At 58.8% G+C, this 22,554-nt stretch carries 18 protein-coding genes; 11 read left to right on the top strand and 7 right to left on the bottom strand.

What is annotated here, in order from left to right; genetic code table 11:
- Positions 1-449 precede the first annotated feature (449 nt).
- The 7 genes from LB558_RS16145 to LB558_RS16115 all read right to left on the bottom strand — a co-directional run bounded on the left by LB558_RS16145 (position 450) and on the right by LB558_RS16115 (position 8,537).
- Positions 450-1,136 carry a YoaK family protein gene (locus tag LB558_RS16145; RefSeq protein WP_224698456.1) on the bottom strand — a complete coding sequence of 229 codons (687 nt, stop codon included), beginning with the start codon at positions 1,134-1,136 and terminating at the stop codon, positions 450-452.
- A gap of 396 nt (positions 1,137-1,532) precedes the next feature.
- Positions 1,533-2,537, bottom strand: a complete 1,005-nt coding sequence (gene cydB / locus LB558_RS16140) for a cytochrome d ubiquinol oxidase subunit II (protein WP_224698455.1) — start codon at positions 2,535-2,537, stop codon at positions 1,533-1,535.
- Positions 2,538-2,540: 3 nt separating this feature from the next.
- A complete protein-coding gene (locus tag LB558_RS16135) occupies positions 2,541-3,965 on the bottom strand; it encodes a cytochrome ubiquinol oxidase subunit I (protein WP_412033469.1) in 1,425 nt (474 codons plus the stop codon).
- A 2-nt stretch (positions 3,966-3,967) separates the two neighbouring features.
- A complete protein-coding gene (locus tag LB558_RS16130) occupies positions 3,968-6,265 on the bottom strand; it encodes an FdhF/YdeP family oxidoreductase (RefSeq protein WP_224698453.1) in 2,298 nt (765 codons plus the stop codon).
- Positions 6,266-6,439: 174 nt separating this feature from the next.
- On the bottom strand, positions 6,440-6,904 hold the full coding sequence (locus LB558_RS16125) for a DUF1348 family protein (protein WP_224698634.1): 465 nt from the start codon (positions 6,902-6,904) through the stop codon (positions 6,440-6,442).
- Positions 6,905-7,001: 97 nt separating this feature from the next.
- On the bottom strand, positions 7,002-7,520 hold the full coding sequence (locus tag LB558_RS16120) for a Dps family protein (protein WP_224542548.1): 519 nt from the start codon (positions 7,518-7,520) through the stop codon (positions 7,002-7,004).
- A gap of 771 nt (positions 7,521-8,291) precedes the next feature.
- Positions 8,292-8,537, bottom strand: coding sequence for a hypothetical protein (locus LB558_RS16115; protein WP_224698451.1), 246 nt, complete (start codon positions 8,535-8,537; stop codon positions 8,292-8,294).
- A 400-nt stretch (positions 8,538-8,937) separates the two neighbouring features.
- Here LB558_RS16115 and LB558_RS16110 point away from each other — a divergent pair, with 400 nt between their 5' ends.
- The 11 genes from LB558_RS16110 (at position 8,938) to LB558_RS16060 (ending at position 22,549) form a co-directional block, all read left to right on the top strand.
- The gene (locus LB558_RS16110; protein ID WP_224542547.1) at positions 8,938-9,378 is read left to right on the top strand and encodes a nuclear transport factor 2 family protein; all 441 of its coding nucleotides are present in this window, start codon (positions 8,938-8,940) and stop codon (positions 9,376-9,378) included.
- 8 nt (positions 9,379-9,386) lie between these two features.
- A complete protein-coding gene (locus LB558_RS16105; RefSeq protein ID WP_224542546.1) occupies positions 9,387-9,647 on the top strand; it encodes a hypothetical protein in 261 nt (86 codons plus the stop codon).
- Entirely contained in the window at positions 9,640-10,677 is a 1,038-nt protein-coding gene (locus LB558_RS16100) for a zinc-binding dehydrogenase (RefSeq protein ID WP_224698450.1), read from the top strand. The genes LB558_RS16105 and LB558_RS16100 overlap by 8 nt, the downstream gene beginning before the upstream one ends.
- 141 nt (positions 10,678-10,818) lie before the next feature.
- Positions 10,819-11,028, top strand: coding sequence for a DUF2945 domain-containing protein (locus tag LB558_RS16095; protein ID WP_224698449.1), 210 nt, complete (start codon positions 10,819-10,821; stop codon positions 11,026-11,028).
- Between the two features lie 2 nt (positions 11,029-11,030).
- A complete protein-coding gene (locus LB558_RS16090) occupies positions 11,031-11,567 on the top strand; it encodes a DUF488 family protein (protein ID WP_224698448.1) in 537 nt (178 codons plus the stop codon).
- A gap of 842 nt (positions 11,568-12,409) precedes the next feature.
- A complete protein-coding gene (locus LB558_RS16085) occupies positions 12,410-13,252 on the top strand; it encodes an alpha/beta fold hydrolase (RefSeq protein WP_224542603.1) in 843 nt (280 codons plus the stop codon).
- A 206-nt stretch (positions 13,253-13,458) separates the two neighbouring features.
- On the top strand, positions 13,459-14,493 hold the full coding sequence (locus LB558_RS16080) for a DUF4331 family protein (protein WP_224698446.1): 1,035 nt from the start codon (positions 13,459-13,461) through the stop codon (positions 14,491-14,493).
- Between the two features lie 70 nt (positions 14,494-14,563).
- Entirely contained in the window at positions 14,564-15,154 is a 591-nt protein-coding gene (locus LB558_RS16075) for a HupE/UreJ family protein (protein WP_224698445.1), read from the top strand.
- 575 nt (positions 15,155-15,729) lie between these two features.
- Positions 15,730-16,371, top strand: a complete 642-nt coding sequence (locus LB558_RS16070; RefSeq protein WP_224698444.1) for a response regulator transcription factor — start codon at positions 15,730-15,732, stop codon at positions 16,369-16,371.
- A gap of 1 nt (position 16,372) precedes the next feature.
- Entirely contained in the window at positions 16,373-16,750 is a 378-nt protein-coding gene (locus LB558_RS16065) for a response regulator transcription factor (RefSeq protein WP_224698443.1), read from the top strand.
- A gap of 420 nt (positions 16,751-17,170) precedes the next feature.
- Entirely contained in the window at positions 17,171-22,549 is a 5,379-nt protein-coding gene (locus LB558_RS16060) for an ATP-binding sensor histidine kinase (protein ID WP_224698442.1), read from the top strand.
- Positions 22,550-22,554 lie beyond the last annotated feature (5 nt).

The following is a 22,554-nucleotide window of genomic DNA, read 5'->3' as shown; positions in this document are numbered from 1 at the left end:
AGCCTTGCCGATATCGCTGACGTTGGTCTCGAGAGACCATTTGCTGAAGAGGAGCCCACGGCAATCGTCGGCCTCGCACTTGCAATCCTAGTGATCCGCCTAAGGGGCTCATGCCCAAGGTTTTGAGGACGACGGCTACGACAGACGCCCACAACAAGACCTATCGAGACCCGCATTGTGAGCATTGATGTCCGTCACCAATGCCGAGACCGCTTAATCCGGCAAAACAGTCGTGGGTGCGTGCAATGGCCTATCAGTCGACAGACACGCGCCGCCAGCTTCGTTGTTGCCTAGGCCACAAACCATCCTTGGACACATCTGAAAATGCTATATCGGAGACATGCTCGGCATGGCCACGTCGCCGAGCAGGCATGCTTTATGTGGGCGTTGGATTTCCCCTTGCAGCTTATTGAACGACGGAAAACAGGGGCGTTCGCACACGCCAGTCCTTACGGCTGTCCAGCCTCTCTCGCGACGAAGACAAGTGAGAAGACGATTGCAGCAGGGATAATCACACCGCCCAACCCAATCGCTTTAAACACGATGGCGCCTGCGGCCACTCCGACCAGAAACCCGCCGATGATTATGGTGGTAGGGAGGAGAGTCGTTGGAAGGCAACGGTTCAAAATGCTGTCTGCGAGATCGATAGACAATTGGATCGTATTGGTTGTCATGACGTTGGTCGAACCGTAGCCGATCAGCAACAAACGTGTCGTGGCGCCCTGCACGCCCATTGCCGCGAGCCCGAGCAGCGCAATCTCCGCATTGAGTTCATCCGGTACTCGGAACAGCCAAGTCGCTGCAAGTACAGTTAGCAGCATTGCCTCGACACTTAGCATGATCGTCAGGCCCAACTGATCAAAGCGGGCGACCAGGCGTACGACGAAAGTTGCGACCATGCCGGACACCAGGAACACCGGTATCGCGAGTACCTTTAGCCCGTACTTGTCATTGGAATTCACGAGTTCAGAGCCCGCAACAACAAAGCTCCCCGTCGCCTGGGCAACGAAAAATCCTTCGAACGCTAGGAAACCGCAGGCGTCCACAAAACCTGCTACGAACGCGAGGGTAGCCGGTAGACGGGGTCTCGGGCCTAAGGTTGGCTTGGGCGGTTCACCAACTGTGGAGCTATTCATGTTAGAGACCCTTCGGCGGTTCTACGATCGCGGTGAAGGGCAGCCTACACATGCAGCGATCCGAAAGAATCCTCCCGACGTATGTCGTTTGAACCAATGAGTATTACCGGCGGTACACGCATGTGTGAGGCTGCTGAACGGATGGTCTAGACGGCTATCGAAGCGACAATTTCAGGTGCACGAGAGAGCAGCAACCAACAACGGATACACTTGCGAAGTCTCACCAATCGATACTGACAGCGGCGAGTAGTTGGCAACGCACAGAACTGCGTTCGACGGCGTTGCGGTCGGGGTTGCACGGGCGCGGCCGCCAGCAAGCATGAGGGGCGATGGGCGGCAGTAGCGGTCGCTCAGGGGATGGATTTGGCCCCCGCGCAGTCGACGTGACCACGACCTTCAGCGATGGCGGGTTTTGCCCCGAAATACCCAATAGGCATGAGCCTGGTAGGCGAGGACGATAGGGATGACGATGATCAGCCCGGTACCGGCGAAAACCAAGGTCTGAGGATCGGATACGCCGTTCCAGATGGTGATTTGACGCGGCACCACATAGGGCCACAGGCTAACGACCAGGCCGACCAAGCCTAGCAGAAAGATGATGATGGCCAGCAAGAAGACCTCCGCCTCGCGCCCGATCCAGATGCGTCGCCAGATGGTCAACAGCAGGGCGGTGGTAAGCACCGGCACGGGCACGAGGAAGGCGATATTCGGCCAAGCGAACCAGCGTGCGGCGACCTCAGGAACGCTCCAGGAACTCCATGCGCTGACCACGAGCATCATGCCGGCGGCAAGGATCAGGGCCGAATGGGCCACCTCGCGGGCAAACACTTGCGTCGGCCCATCGGTTTTCCATATCAGCCAGCCGGCGCCGAGCAACGCGTAACCGCCGACCAATCCGGCACCGCAGGCGAGGCCGAGCAGGCTGACGACATCAAAGATCCCGCCGGCGAACATGCCGTTCTCTATCTTCACGCCGTTGATCAGGCCGCCGAGGATTAGACCCTGGCTTAGCGTTGCGACCAGAGACCCGCCCGCGAAGGCGATGTCCCAGACCCACCGAAATGCAACGGTCTGCAGGCGAAACTCGAAAGCTATCCCTCGGAAGATCAGGCCGAAGAGCATGAGCATAACGGGCAGGTAGAAAGCAGGCAGCAGGACATAGTAACCTGCGGGAAAGGCGGCGAGCAGCAGCGTGCCGCCCATGACGAGCCAGGTCTCGTTGGCGTCCCAAACCGGCTCGATACTCGCCATCATTAGATCGCGATCCTCGTTACGCGGCGCCAGCAGGAACAGTGTGCCGACACCGAGATCAAAACCGTCGGCCAGCACATACATGGTCACACAAAATGCGGCGAGCGCCGCAAACACCACGGGGAGATTCGCTGCCAAGGTCATGGACATGGCTTACTCTCCCGACGCGAGATGGGGGGCCGACCTGGAGGCAACAGCGGAGGTCGTTCCGACGATCGTCGAACCTCCGAGGTCGAGCCCGGGACGGACTAGGCGGGGGTCGGACACACTGATGTCGTGGGGGCCCCGAAAGGCGATACGTCCAGCGAACCAGAGGAACACCAGCAGCAGTACCATGTAGACGAGAAAAAAGATTGCCAGCGTCGTGGCTACGGCGTTGGCGGCTACCGGAGCTGCCGCATCGGCGGTGCGTAACTGGCCGTAGATAACCCAAGGCTGGCGCCCCGCCTCGGTGGTCGTCCAGCCGGCGAGTACTGCGATGAAGCCGAGCGGTGTTGCGGTGATGGCAATCAGCTGGAACCAGCGAGTGTCATAGAGTCTGTGGCGCCAGCGGAGCACCGCGCCGGTGACGGCGGTTGCCAACAGAATAAGGCCGATGCCGACCATGATACGGAAAGCGAAGAATACGATTGGGACATAAGGTTGGTCCACGCGCGACACCGCCTTGAGGCCCTGCACCTCGCCATTCCAGGAATGGGTGAGATAGAGGCTGGCGAGGTGCGGGATCTCGATCGCGTAGAGATTGCGCTGCTTTTCCATGCTCGGCCAGGCAATCACGGTCATTGCCGGGCCGTTTGTGGTTTCCCATAGCCCCTCCATGGCGGCGAGTTTCACCGGCTGATGGGCGAGCGTGTTGCGTCCGTGCACGTCGCCCAGCAGGATCTGCGTCGGAGTGAGCACCAGCGCCATCCACATGGCGAGCGAGAAGGCGACACGGCCGGCCTCGATATGCTGCCTTCGCCAGAGATGGAAGGCCGAGACGCCGGCCACCAAGAAGGAGTCAGTGATGAAACTGGCGCAGACCATGTGGGCGAGCCGGTAGGGAAAGGACGGATTGAATATCACCTGCCACCAATCGACGACATGGAAGATTCCTTGAGCATCGGCCACGGCGCCCTGCGGCGTCTGCATCCAGCTGTTGGCGGCCAGGACCCAGGTGGCCGACATTAGCGTACCGCCAGCTACCATGCAGCAGGCGAAGAAATGCAGCCCCTTGCTGACCCTGTTTTGGCCGAACAGCACGATGCCGATGAAGCCAGCCTCAAGGAAGAAGGCAGTCAGCGCCTCATACATGAATAACGGACCGAGCACATTAGAGACCGAGCGCGAGAAGCCGGCCCAGTTTGTGCCGATCTCGTAGCTGAGCACGAGGCCGGTGATGACGCCCATGCCGAAGGCCAATGCGAAAATGGCGAGCCAGAAGCGCATCAGGTCGCGATACACCTCGCGGCCGGTGCGCCACCACAGGCCGCTCAGCAACGCGACGAAACACGCAAGCCCGATAGTGACCGTCGGCCATAAGATGTGGAAGCCGATTGTGAAGGCGAACTGGAGTCGGGCGAGCATGACGGCGTCCATGATCAGACAGCCTCGACTTGAACGAAGGCCCGCATGATACGAATTGGGATGCCTTTGTAGGAGGGCGTGAAGCTCATCGGGTCGTGCGCTTGAAGCGGCACCAGGGGATTGGTTTCGGGATAATAGGCCGCGCAACAGCCGGCCGGGAATCCATGTGCAACCAGCTTGAAATTGCGCACCACCCGTTCAATGCCATCGTCCGAGACAGTCACCAGGTCGACGCGTTCGTCAGGCTTGAAGCCGCGCTTCTCGATTTCCTCGGCGCTGATGAATAGGACATCGCGTTGGCCGAACACGCCGCGATAGCGGTCTGAGAGCGAATAGAGTGTGGTGTTGTACTGGTCATGACTGCGCACGCTAGTGAGCCATAACACGTCATCATCGAGGTCCGAATCGTCACCGAACCCCTCAAACGGCAAAAAGTTGGCCTTGCCAGAAGCAGTCATCCAGTTGCGCTCGCGCGCCGTGGAGGTGAGATGAAAGCCGCCGGCTAGGCGGATGCGGGCGTTGTAGCTATCAAAAATCGGAAAGACGTCTTCGATGGCGTCACGGATCAGGTTGTAGTCTGCGATGAAGATCTCCCAGTCCACCACTGAGCGTATCCCGAGTGTGGCGTGTGCCATTCCGGCGACGATCGCAGGCTCGCTCTTGAGGTGCTCGGAAGCAGGTTTGTTCATGCCAGTCGACGCGTGCACCATCGACATCGAGTCCTCCACCGTGATGCATTGCGGACCTGCTGCCTGAAGGTCAATCTCGGTGCGGCCGAGGCAAGGCAGGATGAGTGCCTCGCTGCCATGGACAATGTGACTGCGGTTCAGCTTGGTCGAGACATGGACGCTGAGGGCCAGCCGGCGGAAAGCGTCGTGCGTGACCTGCCAGTCGGGGATCGCTGCAACGATGTTGCCGCCCATGCTGATGAAGACGCGCGCCCGGCCCTGGATCATCGCTTCCAGCGCGGTCACGACGTTGTGCCCATGGGCGGTGGGAGGCTTGAAGCCGAAGCGCTTCTCCAGTCGGCTGAGGAATTCCGCGGCCGGGATTTCGGTGACGCCGACGGTGCGGTCGCCTTGGACGTTAGAATGGCCGCGCACCGGGCATAAGCCAGCGCCGTCCTTTCCGATGTTTCCCTTAAGCAGGCACAGATTGGCAAGCTGCTGGACACTTTTCGCACCGTGACGGTGCTGTGTAATGCCCATGCCATAGACGACGATCGCCTTCTCTGCCTTCATGTAGATATGAGCGGCTTCCTCGATCGCAGCGCGCGACAGACCGGATCGGCGCTCGATGTCCTCCCACCTGGTCGCCTTGAGGTCTGCGACGAGCGCCTCGACGCCGTCCGTGTGGCCATGAATGAAATCCCAGTCGAGAGCCTCGATCTGGCGCTCGCTCCGCAGCCGTTCGTCCTCCTCGACCAACACCTTCATCAATCCCTTCAACACGGCCAGGTCTCCGCCGACCTTCACCTGATGCAAACGTGAACTGATTGGGGTGGATGTCAGGGTCGCCATCTCGATCGGGTTCCGTGGCGCCTGGAAACGTTCCAGCGACCGCTCGCGGAACGGGTTGAACGAGATGATCGCGGCACCGCGCCGCGACGCGTCGCGCAGGCTGGTCATCATTCGCGGGCTATTGGTGCCCGGGTTCTGGCCAAAGATGAAGATGCAGTCGGTCCTGTCAAAATCTTCGAGCAGGACCGTGCCCTTGCCCACGCCGAGGGATAGCGGCAGTCCCACGCTTGTGGCTTCGTGGCACATGTTAGAGCAGTCAGGGAAGTTGTTTGTGCCGTATTCGCGCACGAAAAGCTGGTAGAGAAAGGCGGCCTCGTTAGAGGTGCGACCTGAAGTATAGAACTCTGCCATGTTTGGATCGGGAAGAGCGCTCAGGTGCCGGCCGATGGTGGCGAAGGCTTCGTCCCAACTCACCGGCAGGTACCTATCGGTAGCTTGGTCGTAGGCCATCGGATGTGTAAGCCGCCCGGTCATTTCGAGTTGATAGTCGCTCCATGTCCCGAGCTCGGTGACGGTATGAGCAGCGAAGAATTCCGGCGTGCAGCGTTTCGCCGTAGCCTCCCATGCGACCGCCTTGCCGCCGTTCTCACAGAACTCGAAGGACGAGGTGTGTTTCGGATCCGGCCAGGCGCAGCCGGGGCAATCAAAGCCGAGCGGCTGGTTCATGCGCAGCAGCGTCGTGGCGCCCTTGATCGCAACGTCCTGCTCGATCAGATGCTCGCCAAGCGCCCTCAGCGCACCCCACCCGCCAGCAGGCTCGTCATAACGCTCGATAGACTTCTTGCCACTCATGTATTTGCCTGTTGTTTGAACTCATCTGCCGGCCGACGCCGTCAGGAAGCCGCACGCTGTCGAGTTGCTTGCGACATCTCCCGACGGAGCGATCGGCCCGCTAAAAGGATGTCAGAGGTGGTGGTCGCGTATCACTAGGCTTGCTCCACTGATCACGGACGATCACTCGCCGGATCAGAAGCCGAAGCTACTAAGACCAGGATGGTCGTCGGGCCGGCGACCCAGAGGCCAGTGGAATTTGCGGTCGGATCCCGCGATCGGATGTTCGTTGATGCTGGCGATCCGGCGGCGCATCAGCCCTTCCGCATCGAACTCCCAATTCTCGTTGCCGTAGGCCCTGAAGCATTGGCCGCTGTCGTCATGGTATTCATAGGCGAACCGCACGGCGATGCGGTTCCCACCAAACGTCCAAAGTTCCTTTGTCAGCCGGTAATCGAGTTCCCTGTTCCATTTTCGGGTGAGGAAGGCTTCAATGGCTTCCCGGCCCACTATAAACTCGGCACGATTGCGCCACGTGCTGTCGACCGAATAGGCGAGAGCGATTCGGCCCGGATCTCGGGTGTTCCAGCTGTCTTCGGCCGACCGCACTTTTTTAGTGGCAGTCTGTTCGGTGAAGGGTGGGAGCGGTGAAGGGTACATGGCGTGTTCCTGTGAGAGAGCAACGGGAGTGGGCAGGCGGCGTCCGTTTGCCATCGGCGCGGCACCGTGTTTCCGCGCCGACGGTTCAAAGCCCGGGTTAGTCCGCCGTCCGCCCCGCTTCGAAGAGGAACCAGGTGCGGCGCTCGGCCTCGTCGATCCAAACCTCAATCAGGCTGGTCGTAGCGACGTCGTCGTGCTCCTCACAGACCGCGTGGACCGAGCGCAGGAGACTTATGAAGGTGCTGTTATCCTGGGCAAGCTCGGCCAGCATGTCGTGTGGCGTCACATAGGTCGCGTCATTGTCGGAGATCCGCTGCTCCCTGGCGATCTGGCCAATAGAGCGAAGCGTGGTGCCACCGATCTTACGACAGCGCTCGGCGATGTCGTCGGTGATGGCGAAGATCTGCTCGCCTTGGTCGTCGAGCAATAGATGATAATCACGGAAGTGCGGCCCCGACATGTGCCAGTGGAAGTTCTTAGTCTTCAGGTATAGCACGAAGGTATCGGCCAGTAGCCTGGTGAGCGCGGCGGAGATATCCGACACTGCATTCTCGCCCAGATCGGAGGGGGTGTGGAGTGGTGCGCTGCGAAGACGGAGGGCATTGGTGGTCGTCATCGAGATGATCCTTTGGTTAGCGAGCTCAATGCGAGCTCCATCCCGCTACCTTGGCCTCGGAACGCCGGCCGGTCTTATATAAATGCCGGGTTTTCTTCCTCAATGCCCGGAAACGAAGGGCAATTCATTGGCCAGCGGGAGCGTCGCGGCAGTCAGCGTGCGGAACGCCGCCAGCCGGTCAGCATACTGAGCATGATGCAGCTGACCTGATACTGCTCGACTAAAGGTCGTCGCCCGCCCGGCGCTACAGTGCGCCTGTGAAAACTCGATCGACCATGAAAGAGCCACTCCCGTGGGCGGTCAAAAGGGACGCCGGAGTGCTCCTCCGCGTTTCCTTGCGAGACGGATTGTCTGATCTCGGTATGTTCCGAGATTTGCCCCCAACGACACGCCGGGCCGCCTCATGAAGGAAACTGGGCTGCTCATCCACTGAGGGCTACGGCAGGCGCCACAATGCGACTGGCTTTCTGGGGCTCTTCGGCTCGTTCAGGCGCTTACCACCGGCATCGGTCGCCGGCTTGTCTCGAGAGGGGTGACGCCAGTCCATGAAGGGCAATCGCGCCGCCCAGGACGTTGGAGACCCGAGCGCGCGCAGATGGGGCGCCAACCGTCATCGCGGACCGACGAACTGAAGCGTCGCGGTTATGATCTGAAAGATGAGTTGGGCGTGTCCCGGGAGAAGATCCCCGAAGGTTGTCTGCTCCAGGAATGCAAAAGAAACACGGAGCCGTCAGTTGGCCCTAAGGATTGCCGAACGGCAACGCGATCCGGCTATTCGATTGAGCGAAGATCTATGACCGCCTGATCTAGTGCCTGCTCGTCACCACTCCAACCCAACCGGGTTCCATGCTCCTCGAGCGTTTGGCGTGTTGCCGTCAGTGCGATTTGCAGTGTGGCGAGATCAGCCAGAACTGAAGAGGACAACGGTCTGCCATCTGCTGCGATCGTTTCAACCGCCTTGGTCCTCGCCGCCTCGAGTGCGACGGAAAGTGCTCGAACTGTATACACGCTGGGCATGGCTTTCTCCTTGTCAACAACCCGGCACCAAACCTTAGTGTATCGGTGGTTTATCTGCCTTGTGTGCTGCAACTGTGACACAAAATTCGGGCAGGTTCTTTTTTAAAGGCATGCTGCGTTTCGTCTTTGACTGTTGCAGAGACCGGATATTGACAGTCGCGGAAAGGCCATCGCAACAGCTTCCGCTCCCCGGAAGGGACATACTTCCCAATTTGACGGGAGCGCTCGACCACGATGGTCATCCACGCATTCGGCGACGTGCCACGCAATGCCCAACCAAGCTGGATCAGCCAAGCCTCAGAACCAGCCGGACAGTACCTTCGCACGACAAGATCGGCCGATCCGACAGCTGATAGCCCGGGCCTCCCACGAGTTAAATGCGTTGGAAAGGAGTATAGCAATGAATTCCGAAATGACTGACATCGAACAGGTCCGACTAGCCAAGGCGCGGTACTGCCGTTTTGTCGATACCCGGGACCTAGAGCAATTCGCCTCACTTTTAGAACCGACAGTCGAGGTCCGGGTTTTCAGCGCTGAAGGCGAACTCATCGCAAGCTTCGATGATCGTGACAGCTATATGGAAGCCATCCGCAGCTACATTGCGGGCTCGCACTCGATCCACCAGCTCCACAACGACGAAATCAATCAGATCTCGCAAACTGAGATTACCGCCATTTGGTCGATGGAGGACGTGCTTGTCTTTCCTGGAGCGGCAGCCGGTCTTCCTGCTCAGATCAAGGGCTACGGTCATTATCATGAGCTATGGAGGCTTGGCCCTTACGGTTGGCGCCTCGCCAGCATGACGCTTCGCCGGACGATCTTCCAAGTCACCAACGCGTAGGGACGATCATGACTGAAAATCCGATTTCTGTCGGAATTATCGGAGTGCATCCCTACAAGGGCTGGGCGACGATCACACACGTGCCGGCGCTCCAACGCCTGCTCGAACATCCCGTCACCACCATCTGCAACAAGCGGGTGAAGAGCATGGCGCCAAGTTGCCCACGCTCCCCAGCGGACTTGAGGAACAGCGCTCTCGCACCGGCCTTCGACGATGCCGCTGAAGTCCGGAGCCTGATCGATGCGATGGGAGGGGCGGCGGATGTGTGAGACGATGCTGGCGCTTGTCATGACGCGTGCGGGCGGCCCCGAGGTCCTTGAAACTCGTGAGATCGCGCGGCCACGCATTGCGAACGATACCGACATCCTGGTCCGCGTGATGGCGGCAGGGATCAACCCGGCCGACGTGCAGAACCGCCGCAACGGCGCGATATATGGAAGTAGGCGAAAAGATTCGTTCACAATCCTCGGCATCGACGGTGCCGGGATTGTCGAGGAGATCGGTTCGGCAATAACCCATCTACGTCCCGGAGACGCGATCTGGTATAATGACGGTGGCTATACCGGCAATTTTGGCAGCTACGCCGAATACAAGGTGCTCAATGGGCATTATGCCGCCCGAAAGCCCGTCAGCCTAGGCTTTGTCGAGGCGGCGGCGTTGCCCACGGTGGCGCTCACGGCGTGGGAAGCGGTATTCGACAAGGGTGGGGTCACGCCGGGTAGCTTCGCTCTGGTGCATGGCGGCGCAGGAGGTCTTGGTCATATCGCTATACAGTACCTGCGCAGGCTCGGCGCCCGTATAGCGGCAACGGTTTCAAACGACGCAAAAGCCAGCTTTGTGCTGTCACTTGGTGCTGAACTAGCGATCCAGTATCGCGAGGAGGACGTTGCCGCCGCCTTGCGCCGCTGGACCGGAAAGGCCGGCGCGGACACGGTCTTCGACTTCGTGGGACACGAGAATTTTGCGCGAAGTTTCGACCACGCCGCGCCGTTCGGCACGCTGGTGAACACCGTTGTCTCGCCATGGCCCCGGGGAAGCAACGACGCGGCGGAATGGAACAATCTCGACGTCCGCTTCGTCAACATAGGGCAGCCGCAGATCGCAGGCGACCATGTTCGCCGGCTGAGACAGACCGACATTTTGCGACGGGTTGCCGGAATGGTCGATCGCGGCGAGTTATACCCTCATGTGGACCGGGTGGTTTCGTTCGGCGGCGTCGGCGCGGCACACGACGCTCTGGAGAATGGCCGTACGATAGGTCGCGTTGTCCTTTCCGTCGCCCCGGATCTGGCTGCCTAGCTGGCGACCAACAGTGCCCAGTTCAGCAGAGCCCACACCTGATTCAACATGGCCGAGGCGAACATTGGGGCGGCGGGGGGACCATACGAACGCGTTCAGCGCTAAGTATGGCGAGGAATCGCCAAGTCGGAAAGGTAAAGCATGCCCAAATATCGCTGTGGCGATCGCGTCACCTGGAACTCAGAAGTGGGACCTGTGAGCGGTAATATAATACGAATTCACCTGAAGGATTTCGTCTTCAAGGGATACACTCACCACGCCTCGGACAAAGAGCCGCAATATGAGATAAGGAGTGACAAGACGGATCATGTCGCAGCCCACAAAGAGGGGGCGCTCTCCAGGAAGGTCTAACCGTGGAGTTTTATTCAATTGGGCATTCGACGCGCTCTTTTCCCAAGTTTGCGGCGATTCTGGAATACGCCTCCATCGACCTGATTGCCGATGTAAGAGCGTTTCCCCGGTCACGTAGCAATCCGGCGTACAACGTCGATATTCTCCCGATCGCTCTGGAGAAACACGGTATTTCTTACGAATACTTCCCTGATTTGGGCGGCCGCCGACAGCGGCAAATCGAGATGCCAGACGAACGCAATGCCCTCTGGCAAAATCGAAGTTTTCACAACTATGCGGACTATGCTCTATCAGCCGCTTTTCAAGCATCTCTTGACACGCTCATCTCACGAGGCCTCACAAACAGATTGGCAGTCATGTGTTCGGAGGCGGTTTGGTGGCGTTGTCATAGACGCATAATAGCCGACTATCTCATTTCACGCGGTCATGAAGTTCGTCACATTATGGGCCTGGGGCAAATGAGCCGGGCGGCGCTCACCGCTGGTGCGGTCGTCACCGAGCATGGATGTGTCGTTTACCCGCCCAGTAAGCCCGACTAGCGAAGCCGGCTCTACTCCGTATCGCAAGTTCGACCTGATGGGTGCGTTGCCGATGTGAATATGTCGAAGACAACGCCGCCCCGACGAAATGTCAGCGAAACGTCTGTCCGAGACCGCCCCCCGCGCGCTTGTTCAATGACATGCCGGTTTCGTGACATAGCAGGGTATTCCGCCAGGGCTTGCGAAGACCTGGCGTTCAACCCGATTGTGACGGTCCCCTCTCGATTGCGCGGGAAACCTCCAAAGCAGAGAGCGCGGCAAGACCCTGTTCCTTGAGCACAATGCACCGTCGCGATGCCGCATCGAAACAGTTGGCTGATGCAGTCCAATCTTCGAACGGCAATTCATTCGTGACGAGCAAGTTGGGCCCGCTCGCTAGGACGCCATTCGGTGATAACGGTCTAAGCAAACCGTGAGGTCGCAGGCTCCGGCCACCGACGGCGCCGATCCGCATTCCCTTCCGTCAGAGCTCTTTGATCGTCGACCCGCAGTAACCTTTTTCAGACCGTTGCCCCGCGGGCGACAGGTGCAGTCTCCCTGGACTGGAGAGGCTTTGACGGCACGCGAGAGTCTATTCCAACTGGCCAGCCAGCCCTTCTGATTGTGCTCATATACAGCCCAGCGACCCACTAGTACGATTCTGGCTCCGCCGTTTCCTGACTAGTTTCCAACCGTGAGCTTAACCCCTGGAGGCGATGGACATGGACGTACAAGCACTTACTCCGGCATTCAGATTCAACCGCCGCGAGATGGTGGCCGGTATGGCGATCCTTGCGGCCACGCCCTTGCTTCCCGTTCCAGCGTCCGCGGAGGACGCCAACCTCGCGAAAGGACAGCATCTAATGAGCAGCGGATTTATCAGGACCAGGGACGGCACGGAGATATTCTACAAGGACTGGGGTCCCAAAAGCGCCCAACCTATTCATTTCCATCACGGCTGGCCGCTCTCTTCCGACGACTGGGACAACCAGATGCTATTCTTTCTGGCGAATGGATATCGAGTCGTCGCCCATGACCGTCGCGGCCATGGCCGTTCGACCCAGGTGTCCACCGGCAACGATATGGACCAATATGCGGCAGACGCCGCCGCCGTGGTAGAGCATCTTGACCTGCGGGATGTCATCCATATCGGCCACTCGACGGGTGGCGGCGAGGTTGCCCGCTATGTAGCTAGATTTGGCGAGCCGCAGCGCCGCGTCGCCAAGGCCGTTCTGATCAGTTCGGTTCCGCCTCTGATGCTGAAGACCGCCTCCAATCCTGGGGGTACGCCGATCACGGTGTTCGATGGCTACCGCAAGGCGCTGGCAGCCAACCGGTCGCAGTTCTATCTCGATGTCGCCTCCGGCCCGTTCTACGGCTACAATCGGCCCAACGCCAAGGTCTCGCAGGGTGTAATCGAGAATTGGTGGCGCCAGGGTATGATGGGTGGCGCAATCGCACAGTACGAAGGCATAAAGGCCTTCTCCGAAACCGACCAAACGGACGACCTGAAGGCGATTACCGTGCCGACCCTGATCATGCAGGGAGAGGACGACCAAGTGGTTCCTTACAAGGATGCTTCGGTGCTTCAGCATCAGCTGATCAAGAACAGCACGCTGAAGCTTTACCCCGGCTATCCGCACGGCGCCTTCACCATCCATGCAGACGTGTTCAACCCGGAAATTTTGTCCTTCCTGAAAGGGTAATGGGGCGAGCACCCAACCTGGAGAAGACGTGCCGTGTGCGCCTTCTCCAGGCCGCTGCCTTTGTCGGTGAGGGCAGGGGGGATAGCCGAGACCGGGGAAACTGCGCCGAGCGAGCGCGACATGCTGGAAATATCAGCCGGGCGCGAACTGTTGAACCCTAGGTCAACTTGCCTGGCCCGGCCGGCAGAACTCATTTGGAGATCGTTATGTCCCACCATCTTGATTCCCCGATTGCACGCCAGGACATCCGCCTCGACATTACTGACCTGTATGCCTTTCGTGGGACGACAGGCACGGTATTCGCGATTAATGTCTGCCACTCGATTTTTGGTAAACTTCCGGTGCCTGGGTTTCATCCGGAGGGAATGTACGAGTTCAAGATCGATCTCAACGGCGATGCGGTCGAGGAGATCACCTTTCGCGTAACGTTCGATGCTGCGGACGCGGATGGCAGTCAACGCTTTTTGTTGCACCGGATAGACGGGAAGGATGCAGGCGATCCGAACGCGCCTGGAGTGGCGATCATCGATGGGGTCACCAACCGAGGCGCGACATCGGCGAATGGCCTTCGCCTCTGGGCAGGACAGGCCGGGGACCCGTTTTGGATCGATCCTGACCTCCTTCACGCGATGGGCCATGCATTCCAGGACGGCACAGCCACCAACCTTGCCGAGTGGGATCCGGCAAGGGCCCGAAATCTGTTTGCCGGCCACACTGTCTACTCGATCGTGCTCGAAGTTCCCGACGCCGAACTGCTCATCGGGGCCGCTAGCAAGCGCCTCGGAGTGTGGGCTGTCGCGACCTTAGCGACCGACGCGGGCGGTTGGCGCCCGATCAACCGCATAGGACTGCCGATGATCCACCCGCTGTTCACGCAATTCGACGAGGATCTGGGCAATGTGCTGAACACCGGACGGCCGACCGACGATTTCGCAACTTACGGTCTACGGACCGCCCAGGCCATCGCGGCGGTCGTGGCCGCCAACGGAACCTCGGAAGACCCTTCGGGCTACGGTTTGGCGGTCGCCCATCGTTTCTTCCCAAACATCCTACCCTATGAGGTGGGCACGCAGGCGACATTCGGGTTTGGAGAATGGAACGGCCGCTCTCTTACGGATAACGTTGCCGACGTGATGTTCAGCATCGCGGCCAACGCGCCAGTCCGCCTTGGCATCGGCAAGGAGTCTGTAACTTCGAAACCGTCGACCATCTTTCCCTATTTACCTCCGCTCAACGCCTGAGCGCTCCCAGACGCATTTAATTGCTGATGCCAATAGAATTTCAGACTGAGCCAAGAAAGGAAAGACGGATATGTTGAAGCTACTTTCTGTCGTGACCGTGATCCTGATGTTTAACGTCGTCCCCGCGTTTGCGCACCTCAACCCCGGGGAGCACGGCTCCTTTCTCGCAGGCTTGTCTCATCCTTTCTTTGGCCTCGATCACATCCTGGCAATGGTGGCCGTGGGTTTGTGGGCTGCTCTGCTGGGCGGGAGCGCCAAATGGCTCGTCCCGTCAGCGTTTGTCGCAACCATGATAGTCGGCTTCGTTGTATCCCTGCTCGGGGTCGGCCTTCCGTTCGAAGAAGCCGTCGTTACCGTGTCAGTCGTCATTCTCGGTCTGCTCGGTTTCGTGGCACTTCAAGCTCCAACATCGGTGGGAATGCTATTGGTGAGCTTCTTCGCATTTTTCCATGGATACGCACATGGTGGCGAACTTGGTGAAGCGGGGGTGTTTCCGTTCCTGATAGGATTTGTCATCGCGACTGCTCTTCTCCATGCCGTCGGCCTGAGGATAGGTGTTGGGTTATCGCGACCTGCGATTGACGGAACGCAACGTCGGATCGCCCAAATGGCTGGCGGCCTTACCGCCTTGGCCGGTTTCTGGATGATCGCTGGCGGTTAGTAGCCTCATGTAGTTCGACCGATCACTGGCCACTCGCCGGCTTCGGCCGCTCCCCGTCAGCCCCTTTGAGGCCGGCAGGCCACGCAGCGGTCGCTCCAGCGACGGCGCCGATCAATATGTCGAAACATGAATTGCGTGGCCGTTTCCTCGCGATGACTCTCACCACGGCTGATCATGCGGCTGCATGTGCGGCCGTCGCAAGCCACCCCGGTCGCACCCATGCCGCACCGACCGTCCAAATGTCGAATGTCTCGCGAGAGACAATGCCACGATCATCGCGATAGTGCGTAACGGGCACCAACTTGACGATTGCGCTCGCGATGTGCCGCAGAGATACTGTCTCGCCATGTCAAAAGGCAACGACCTGCCGTCGGTCAGCATCTCAGCTGATTACGGGCAGCAATATCGAACTGACCTGCCGAGGTGATTCGATCACCATTTTCCGCAGCGAGACACTCCGATAAAGATCCTACAATCATTGTTATCCATTACATCGCATGCTCTCGTTGTCTGCTAGACTGTCGAACGAGCGGGGTTCTTACCGCTAGTTGAGGGCAGGGAGCGGAGAACTCCGGGTGGAAGGTTCCGATCACGTCATCTTTCTCGTAGACGACGATGCTCGGGTCCAGGAGTCGATCAGTGACTTCCTGGCATCGGCGGGCATTCGGTGCATCGCAGTGGGGTCGGTAAGCGAGTACCTCGCATACCCACGGCCCGACTTGCCCAGCTGTATTGTGCTTGATATCGAGCTTCCGGGCGTAAACGGGCTTGAATTCTATGACCAGATCGCCAGCGGCGATCATCCACCGGTTGTTTTTATTACGGGCCATGGGGACATCCCCTCGACGGTCAGGGCGATGAAGCGAGGTGCCGTTGATTTCCTCACTAAACCCTTCCACGAGTCGGATCTGCTGACCGCTATCAAGGTTGGGATTGAGCGAGATCGGGAGCGTCGTACGAAACAGGACGAGTTGGGTGTACTCCGACGCCGCTTTGCCGAGCTTACACCTCGCGAGCGAGAGGTGTTCCCGCTCGTGATTAGCGGGCTTATGAACAAGCAGGCGGCAGCAGAGCTCGGGATACGCGAGGTCACGTTCCAAATTCATCGAGCCAAGGTCATGCAGAAGATGCGGGCAGCCTCACTTGCCGATCTGGTGCGGATTGCCGCCACGCTTGATATCCCGATAACTCATTCCCGGCATGCAGGAGCTTTGTGAAGTGAATTCCCGTCAGTGGGTCGTCGCGATCGTGGACGATGATCCGTATCTACTTGAGTCTCTGGGAGATCTCCTGGAGTCAGCCGGGCATAAGGTCCGTTCCTATGACACTGCGTTGTCTCTTCTCCAGGATGATCGCTTGTCGGAGGTGGACTGCCTGATCACCGACATCGGCATGCCGGTGGTGGATGGGATTGAATTGCAACGGAGGGCGAACGCTCGACTTCCCAGTCTTCCTGTCATCTTTATCACAGGCAGGGAGGAACTGGCGACGCAAAGAAGAGTAATCGAAGCTCCTGTTTCCAGAGTTTTTCAGAAGCCGTTTGATACCAGAGCATTGCTTGATGCAGTATCCGACGCTCTCTTATTTCGCGATTGACGAGGACAACATTCCTAGACCCTTCTCGAAGATGAGGACTTGCATAAAGAGTTTTCCGTTGACCGGACCAAGGCCGTTAGTCGGTCCCATCGTCCTTCTGGTCGTGACGAGGATGAAAATGCGACTGAGAAAGCCATTGCGACAGCGCAATTGTTCAAAGACAGTCGCCGCCCTTTTGGCCGGTGATCATTGGCAGCCGCAACGTTACGCAACGAGCTCGGATAGAGCCCTATGACGTACCGGCGTAGGCTCGCAGATCTTACGAATGCTGATCTAAGAGTTCTCGCCGAAGATGACGAGCGTATGCTCCTGAGGGCGCGGCGCCGAGATGGGAACATCGAGAAAACGGCGCTCGTTGTTCGGCCTAAATTGAGCCAGCCGCGGCCGGGCCTCACAGCCCGCCTCGTTAATGAACACAGCTTGAAACCCTACATCGAGCGTACCTGGGCAGCGCGCCCGACGGCGCTTTTGCAGCAAGGAGGCGTTACCGAGCTTCTGCTGGAGGACCCCGGAGGCGAGCCGCTTACGCGGCAGACCGGGTCACCGATCCCGATCCGGCGCTTCTTGATATTGTCCATGGCAATGTCCGAAGCGACGGGGCAGATGCATGAAGCTGGGCTGATCCACAAGGATATAAAGCCCAACAATTTTCTTATTAGCGGCTCTGGCGATCGTGCGTGGTTGACTGGCTTTGGCATTGCTTCGCGGCTTCCCCGCGAGCGACAGACTCCCGTGCCTCCCGAGGTGATCGCTGGTACATTCGCCTATATGGCTCCGGAGCAGACCGGACGCATGAACCGTTCGATCGACGCTCGCAGCGATCTCTACTCCCTTGGCGTCACGCTCTACGAGCTGATCACCGGCGCCCTGCCATTCGTTGCTACCGACCCAATGGAGTGGATCCATTGTCATGTGGCACGTCAACCGATACCTCCTTCAAAGAGGTTGAACGGAATTCCGGAGCCTGTTTCAGACATTGTCATGAAGCTGCTGGCGAAGGCCGCGGAAGACCGCTACAAGACGGCTGCTGGCCTGAGCGCGGATTTGCAGCGCTGTCTTGAGGAATGGGAGACGCACGAAGCCGTTCGGCCGTTTGAACTTGGCACGCGCGACGCGCCAACCAAGCTAATCTTCCGTGAAAAGCTGTACGGGCGGGAGGACGAGATCAAATCGTTGATCTCTGCGTTCGATCTGGTCGTGGCGAATGGGTTTCCCCAACTCGTTCTTGTTTCCGGCTATTCTGGGATCGGCAAATCGTCGGTCGTCAACGAATTGCACAGGTCGCTTGTATCCCGGCACGGACTCTTCGCGTCTGGCAAGTTCGACCAATACAAGCGTGGAATTCCATACGCGACGCTGGCGCAGGCTTTTCAAGGCTTGGTTGCACAACTGCTGAGCAAACACGAGGCCGAAGTGGCGCTATGGCGAGATGAGCTCGCCACCGCCCTCGGGCCGAATGGCCAATTGATGGTCAATCTCATTCCAGAATTGGAGATGATCATCGGCGAACAGCCCAAGGTGCCGGATCTTTCCGGACCTGAGGCGCAGAGCCGGCTACGTCTTGTGGTTCGACAGTTCATCGGCGTGTTCGCACGCCCCCAGCACCCCCTCGTCTTGTTCCTTGATGATCTGCAATGGCTGGATTCCGCGACCGTAGACATCGTCGAGAGTTTGGTGACTCAGACGGAAACGGCAAGCCTTCTCCTAGTGGGTGCATACAGGGACAATGAAGTTGCTCCAGATCACCCTTTGACAGGACGCCTACACTCCATCCGAACGTCAGGAGCGCCGGTACAGGAAATCCAGTTGGGCGGAATCCGGCCCGAGGACATTGTCCACATGATCGCCGATGCGCTCGACGATCATCCTCAGAGAGTGGCTCCGCTAGCCGATATCGTATTTGCGAAGGCTGGCGGCAACCCCTTCTTTACCACGCAATTCGTAGCGAGCCTCGTCGACGAGAACCTGCTCGTTTACGATCCGGACTTTTCGGGCTGGAGCTGGGATATCGATCAGGTCGGTGCGAGGCATGTGAGTGACAACATTGTGGATCTCATGATTGAGCGCCTGCGCCGCCTTCCGGAGCCCTCGCAAGAGGCGTTAAGGCAAATGGCTTGCATGGGCGCCGCTGTGAAGGCACTGACGTTCCAGCGGATTGTCGAAGCATCTGCCGAGAAGGCACACATGCTTCTCCACGACGCGCTTGTGGCCGGTCTACTCTTCCAAGTGGACGATGGCTACGCATTTGCGCACGATCGCATCCATGAAGCAGCCTATGCCTCCCTTCCCGAACCGCAGAAGGCCGTCACCCACCAGCTGATTGGATCGCGGCTGCTGGCGACGCTCAATGAAACCGAGATCGACGCCGATGTCTTCCACATCGTGAGTCAGTTCGACCGCATCGAAATCGGAAGCATTGCACCTGCGGAGCGCGTGAGGGTCGCAACCCTATACTTGCGCGCTGGACGAAAAGCCAAGGCGTCCGCTGCCTATTCGGCGGCGTGCGGCTACCTGGCACGGGGACGATCACAACTCGCCGAGTTCGGCTGGACGACACATGGCGAACTTGCATTCGCCTTGGCGATGGAGCACGCCGAATGCACCTTCCTTACCGGCGACCTCGAGCAGGCCGAGCAGATGATCTCTGCCTTGCTGACGCATGAGACTGCCGATGTGGAGAAAGCGGCGGTTTATCAGCTGAAGGTCGAGCTTTGTGTTGTCAAGTCGGACAACAGCGGTGCAGTCGAAAATGGATTGGAAGGGCTGAGGATACTTGGCTTCGACTTGCCGATACGCCCTACTTGGGAAGACGTCCAGCGCGAATACGATGAGATTTGGAGCAATCTCCAGGGGGACCAGATAGAGAGCTTCGCCGATCTGCTACCCATGACAGATCAACACGCGCTCGCGGCCATGCGTTTGCTGGCGGAGATGCAGCCGCCGGCATATTTTTCCAGCTTCAACATGACCATCCTGATTATCTGCAGAATGGTAAATCTTTCCCTGACCCGAGGGGCTGCAAGCACGTCGGCGCAAGGCCTCGTCCTGATGGGCTACGTCATGGGCCCCGCCTTTGGCCGCTACGAGGACGGATATCGCATCGCCCGACTTGCCAGCGATCTTGCCTCAGCGCGAAACGGATCAGTCGATATAGCGCGCGTGAACCATTTGACAGGACTTGCCGCCGCATGGACTGAACCGCTGCCCGTCGTACTTGATTGGCTACGCGCAGCATTTAGAGGCGGAGTTCAAGCCGGCGATCTCTATTACGCTTGCTTCGAGGCCGCCGTGATCGTCCTGCACGTCTTTCTCAGCGGCCAGAAGCTTGAGGATGTCGACCAGGAGTGTAAGCGTGCGCTCGATTTTGCCCGAGAAACCGGCTTTCAGGCTGGAATGGGTCTAGTGATAGCCACAGAACGCGCGGTAGCAAGCCTGCGGGGCCGGACACGCGGACTTTCGGAGTACAGCGACGAGACCTTCGACGCGGATGCCTTCGAAGCCGAACTCGCCCGCTCGCAGAACTCTGTAGTCATGTGGTGGTACTGGACCCGCAAGACCATGGTTCATTTCCTTGCGGGGGAGTACGAGTCTGCCTTGGCCGCTGCGGACGAGGTACAATCGCAGTCTTCGATCCGGAACATGCAGATCGAGCAGATGGACTGCTTCTACTACGCCGGGCTTTCGATGGCTGCACTCATCGATGAAACACCCGCTGCCCAGCGGGGCGCAATGCGCGCGAAATTGGCTTCGCAGCACGCCCAGTTGCGTGCCTGGGCCGATGAAACAGGTTCTCCGACATTTGCCGACAAGCATCTCCTCGTCGCAGCGGAGATAGCGCGGGTAGACGGACAGGATCTGCAAGCCCAGCGCCTCTATGACGAGAGCATCCGCTTTGCGAAGGAAAACGGCTTCCTGCACAATGAAGCCGTTTCCAATGAAATGGCTGGCCGGTTCTATGCCCGGCGGCACTTCGAAAGAATCTCCCAGATGTATTTGCGGGAAGCCCGCCTATGCTATCTGCGCTGGGGAGCCCACGCCAAAGTCAAGCAGATGGAGGCATCGTACCCGCAACTACAAGAAGAGCAGCCATTAGCACTGTCGACCAGCACGACGTTCGCGCCGGTCGAACAACTCGAACTGGCGACGGTGATCAAGGTCGCTCAGACCGTCTCGGGGGAGATCGTCCTCGAAAAGCTCGTCGACGCGCTGATGCGCATGGCGATCGAACATGCTGGGGCAGGGAGAGCGGTTCTTATGCTGAGCCAAGGTGCGGAGACCTATATCGAGGCCGAAGCCGAGATGACGGGTCATGGCGTGGTAGTGCGGTTGCGGGACAACCTGGACCTCACAAATGCCGCGCTGCCTGATTCAGTCGTCCAGCACGTCCTCAGTACCAAAGAAACCGTTATCTTGGAGAATGCACTGTCAACCAGCCCGTTTTCCACCGATGCATATGTCCTGGACCGCCATGTGCGCTCTCTTCTGGCGCTGCCGCTGATCAATCAGGGGAAGCTGATCGGGCTGCTATATCTGGAGAACAACCTTGCCGCGAACGTATTCACGCCCAGTCAGATAGCTGTTCTGAAGCTGATTGCGTCCCATGCCGCCGTTGCCCTGGAGAATACACGCCTTTATCGCGACCTCGCCGAACGCGAGGCGAGAATCCGCCGTCTGGTGGATGCCAACATTATCGGCGTCTTCATGTGGAAGTTCGATGGCCTGATATTCGAGGCTAATGACTTGTTCCTTAACATGCTCGGCTTTGACCGCGAGGATCTTGCCGCGGGGCGAGTTTATTGGACTGATTTGTCTCCACCTGAGGAATGGGAGAACGACGCCAGAATTGTCGCCGAAGTAAAAGCAACGGGGATAGCGCGCCCCTGGGAGAAGGAGTTCTTTCATAAGGATGGAAGACGGGTTCCCGTACTGCTTGGCGCCGCCACATTTGGCGACGTGGGATTGGACGGCGGGGTCACCTTCATTCTGGATCTGACTGCGCGAAAGCAGGCGGAGGAGGCCGCTCGTGCAAGCGATCGCCGTTACCATGACCTTCAATCCGAATTGGCCCACGCGAGTCGGGTCGCTACTGTCGGGCAACTCTCCGCCGCAATCTCTCATGAGCTGCGCCAGCCCTTAGTGGGTGTGGTGACCAGCGCTTCGGCAGGGCTGAACTGGTTGTCAGCAGACCCCCCAAATATTCCCGCAGTTCGGCGCGCGCTCGAGCGGGCGATGAGCGAGGGACATCGGGCAGCCGAAGTGCTCGATCGCACACGTGCCCTTGTCACCAAGATGCCGCCTAAGAACGACCTCGTGGACGTCAACGCAATCATCTCCGACACAGTCGCGCTGGTTCGAGAGCAACTTGTGCTGAATGACGTGTCGCTTGAGGTTAGCCTACACAGGGCCCTCCCTCGCGTCTTGGCGGATCGCGTCCAGTTGCAGCAGGTCATCCTAAACTTGATGCTCAATGCCTTAGACGCCATGGCCAGTGTCAACGATCGGCCGCGGGAACTAAAATTAGTCTCCAAACGCCAATCCAAGCATGTGATCTATGTCGCGGTGCATGATAGTGGTCCTGGCGTGCCATTCGGCTTGGAAGAAAAGCTTTTCGACGCCTTCTATTCGACGAAACCGGATGGAATGGGAATGGGACTGGCAATCAGCAAGACAATTATCGAATCCCACGGCGGCTCGCTCCGAACGGCACGCAATGAACCACAAGGGGCGATTTTCGGCTTTTCCCTGCCAATTGACAGTCCTGACCCGCCCTCCTTAAGTGCTCGCAGAGAACGCCGATAACGCCA

The sequence above is a fragment of the Mesorhizobium sp. CO1-1-8 genome (assembly GCF_020164875.1).
GTDB lineage: Bacteria > Pseudomonadota > Alphaproteobacteria > Rhizobiales > Rhizobiaceae > Mesorhizobium.
The sequence above is the reverse complement of the archived record's forward strand: the minus strand, read 5'-3'. Positions and strand labels throughout refer to the sequence as shown.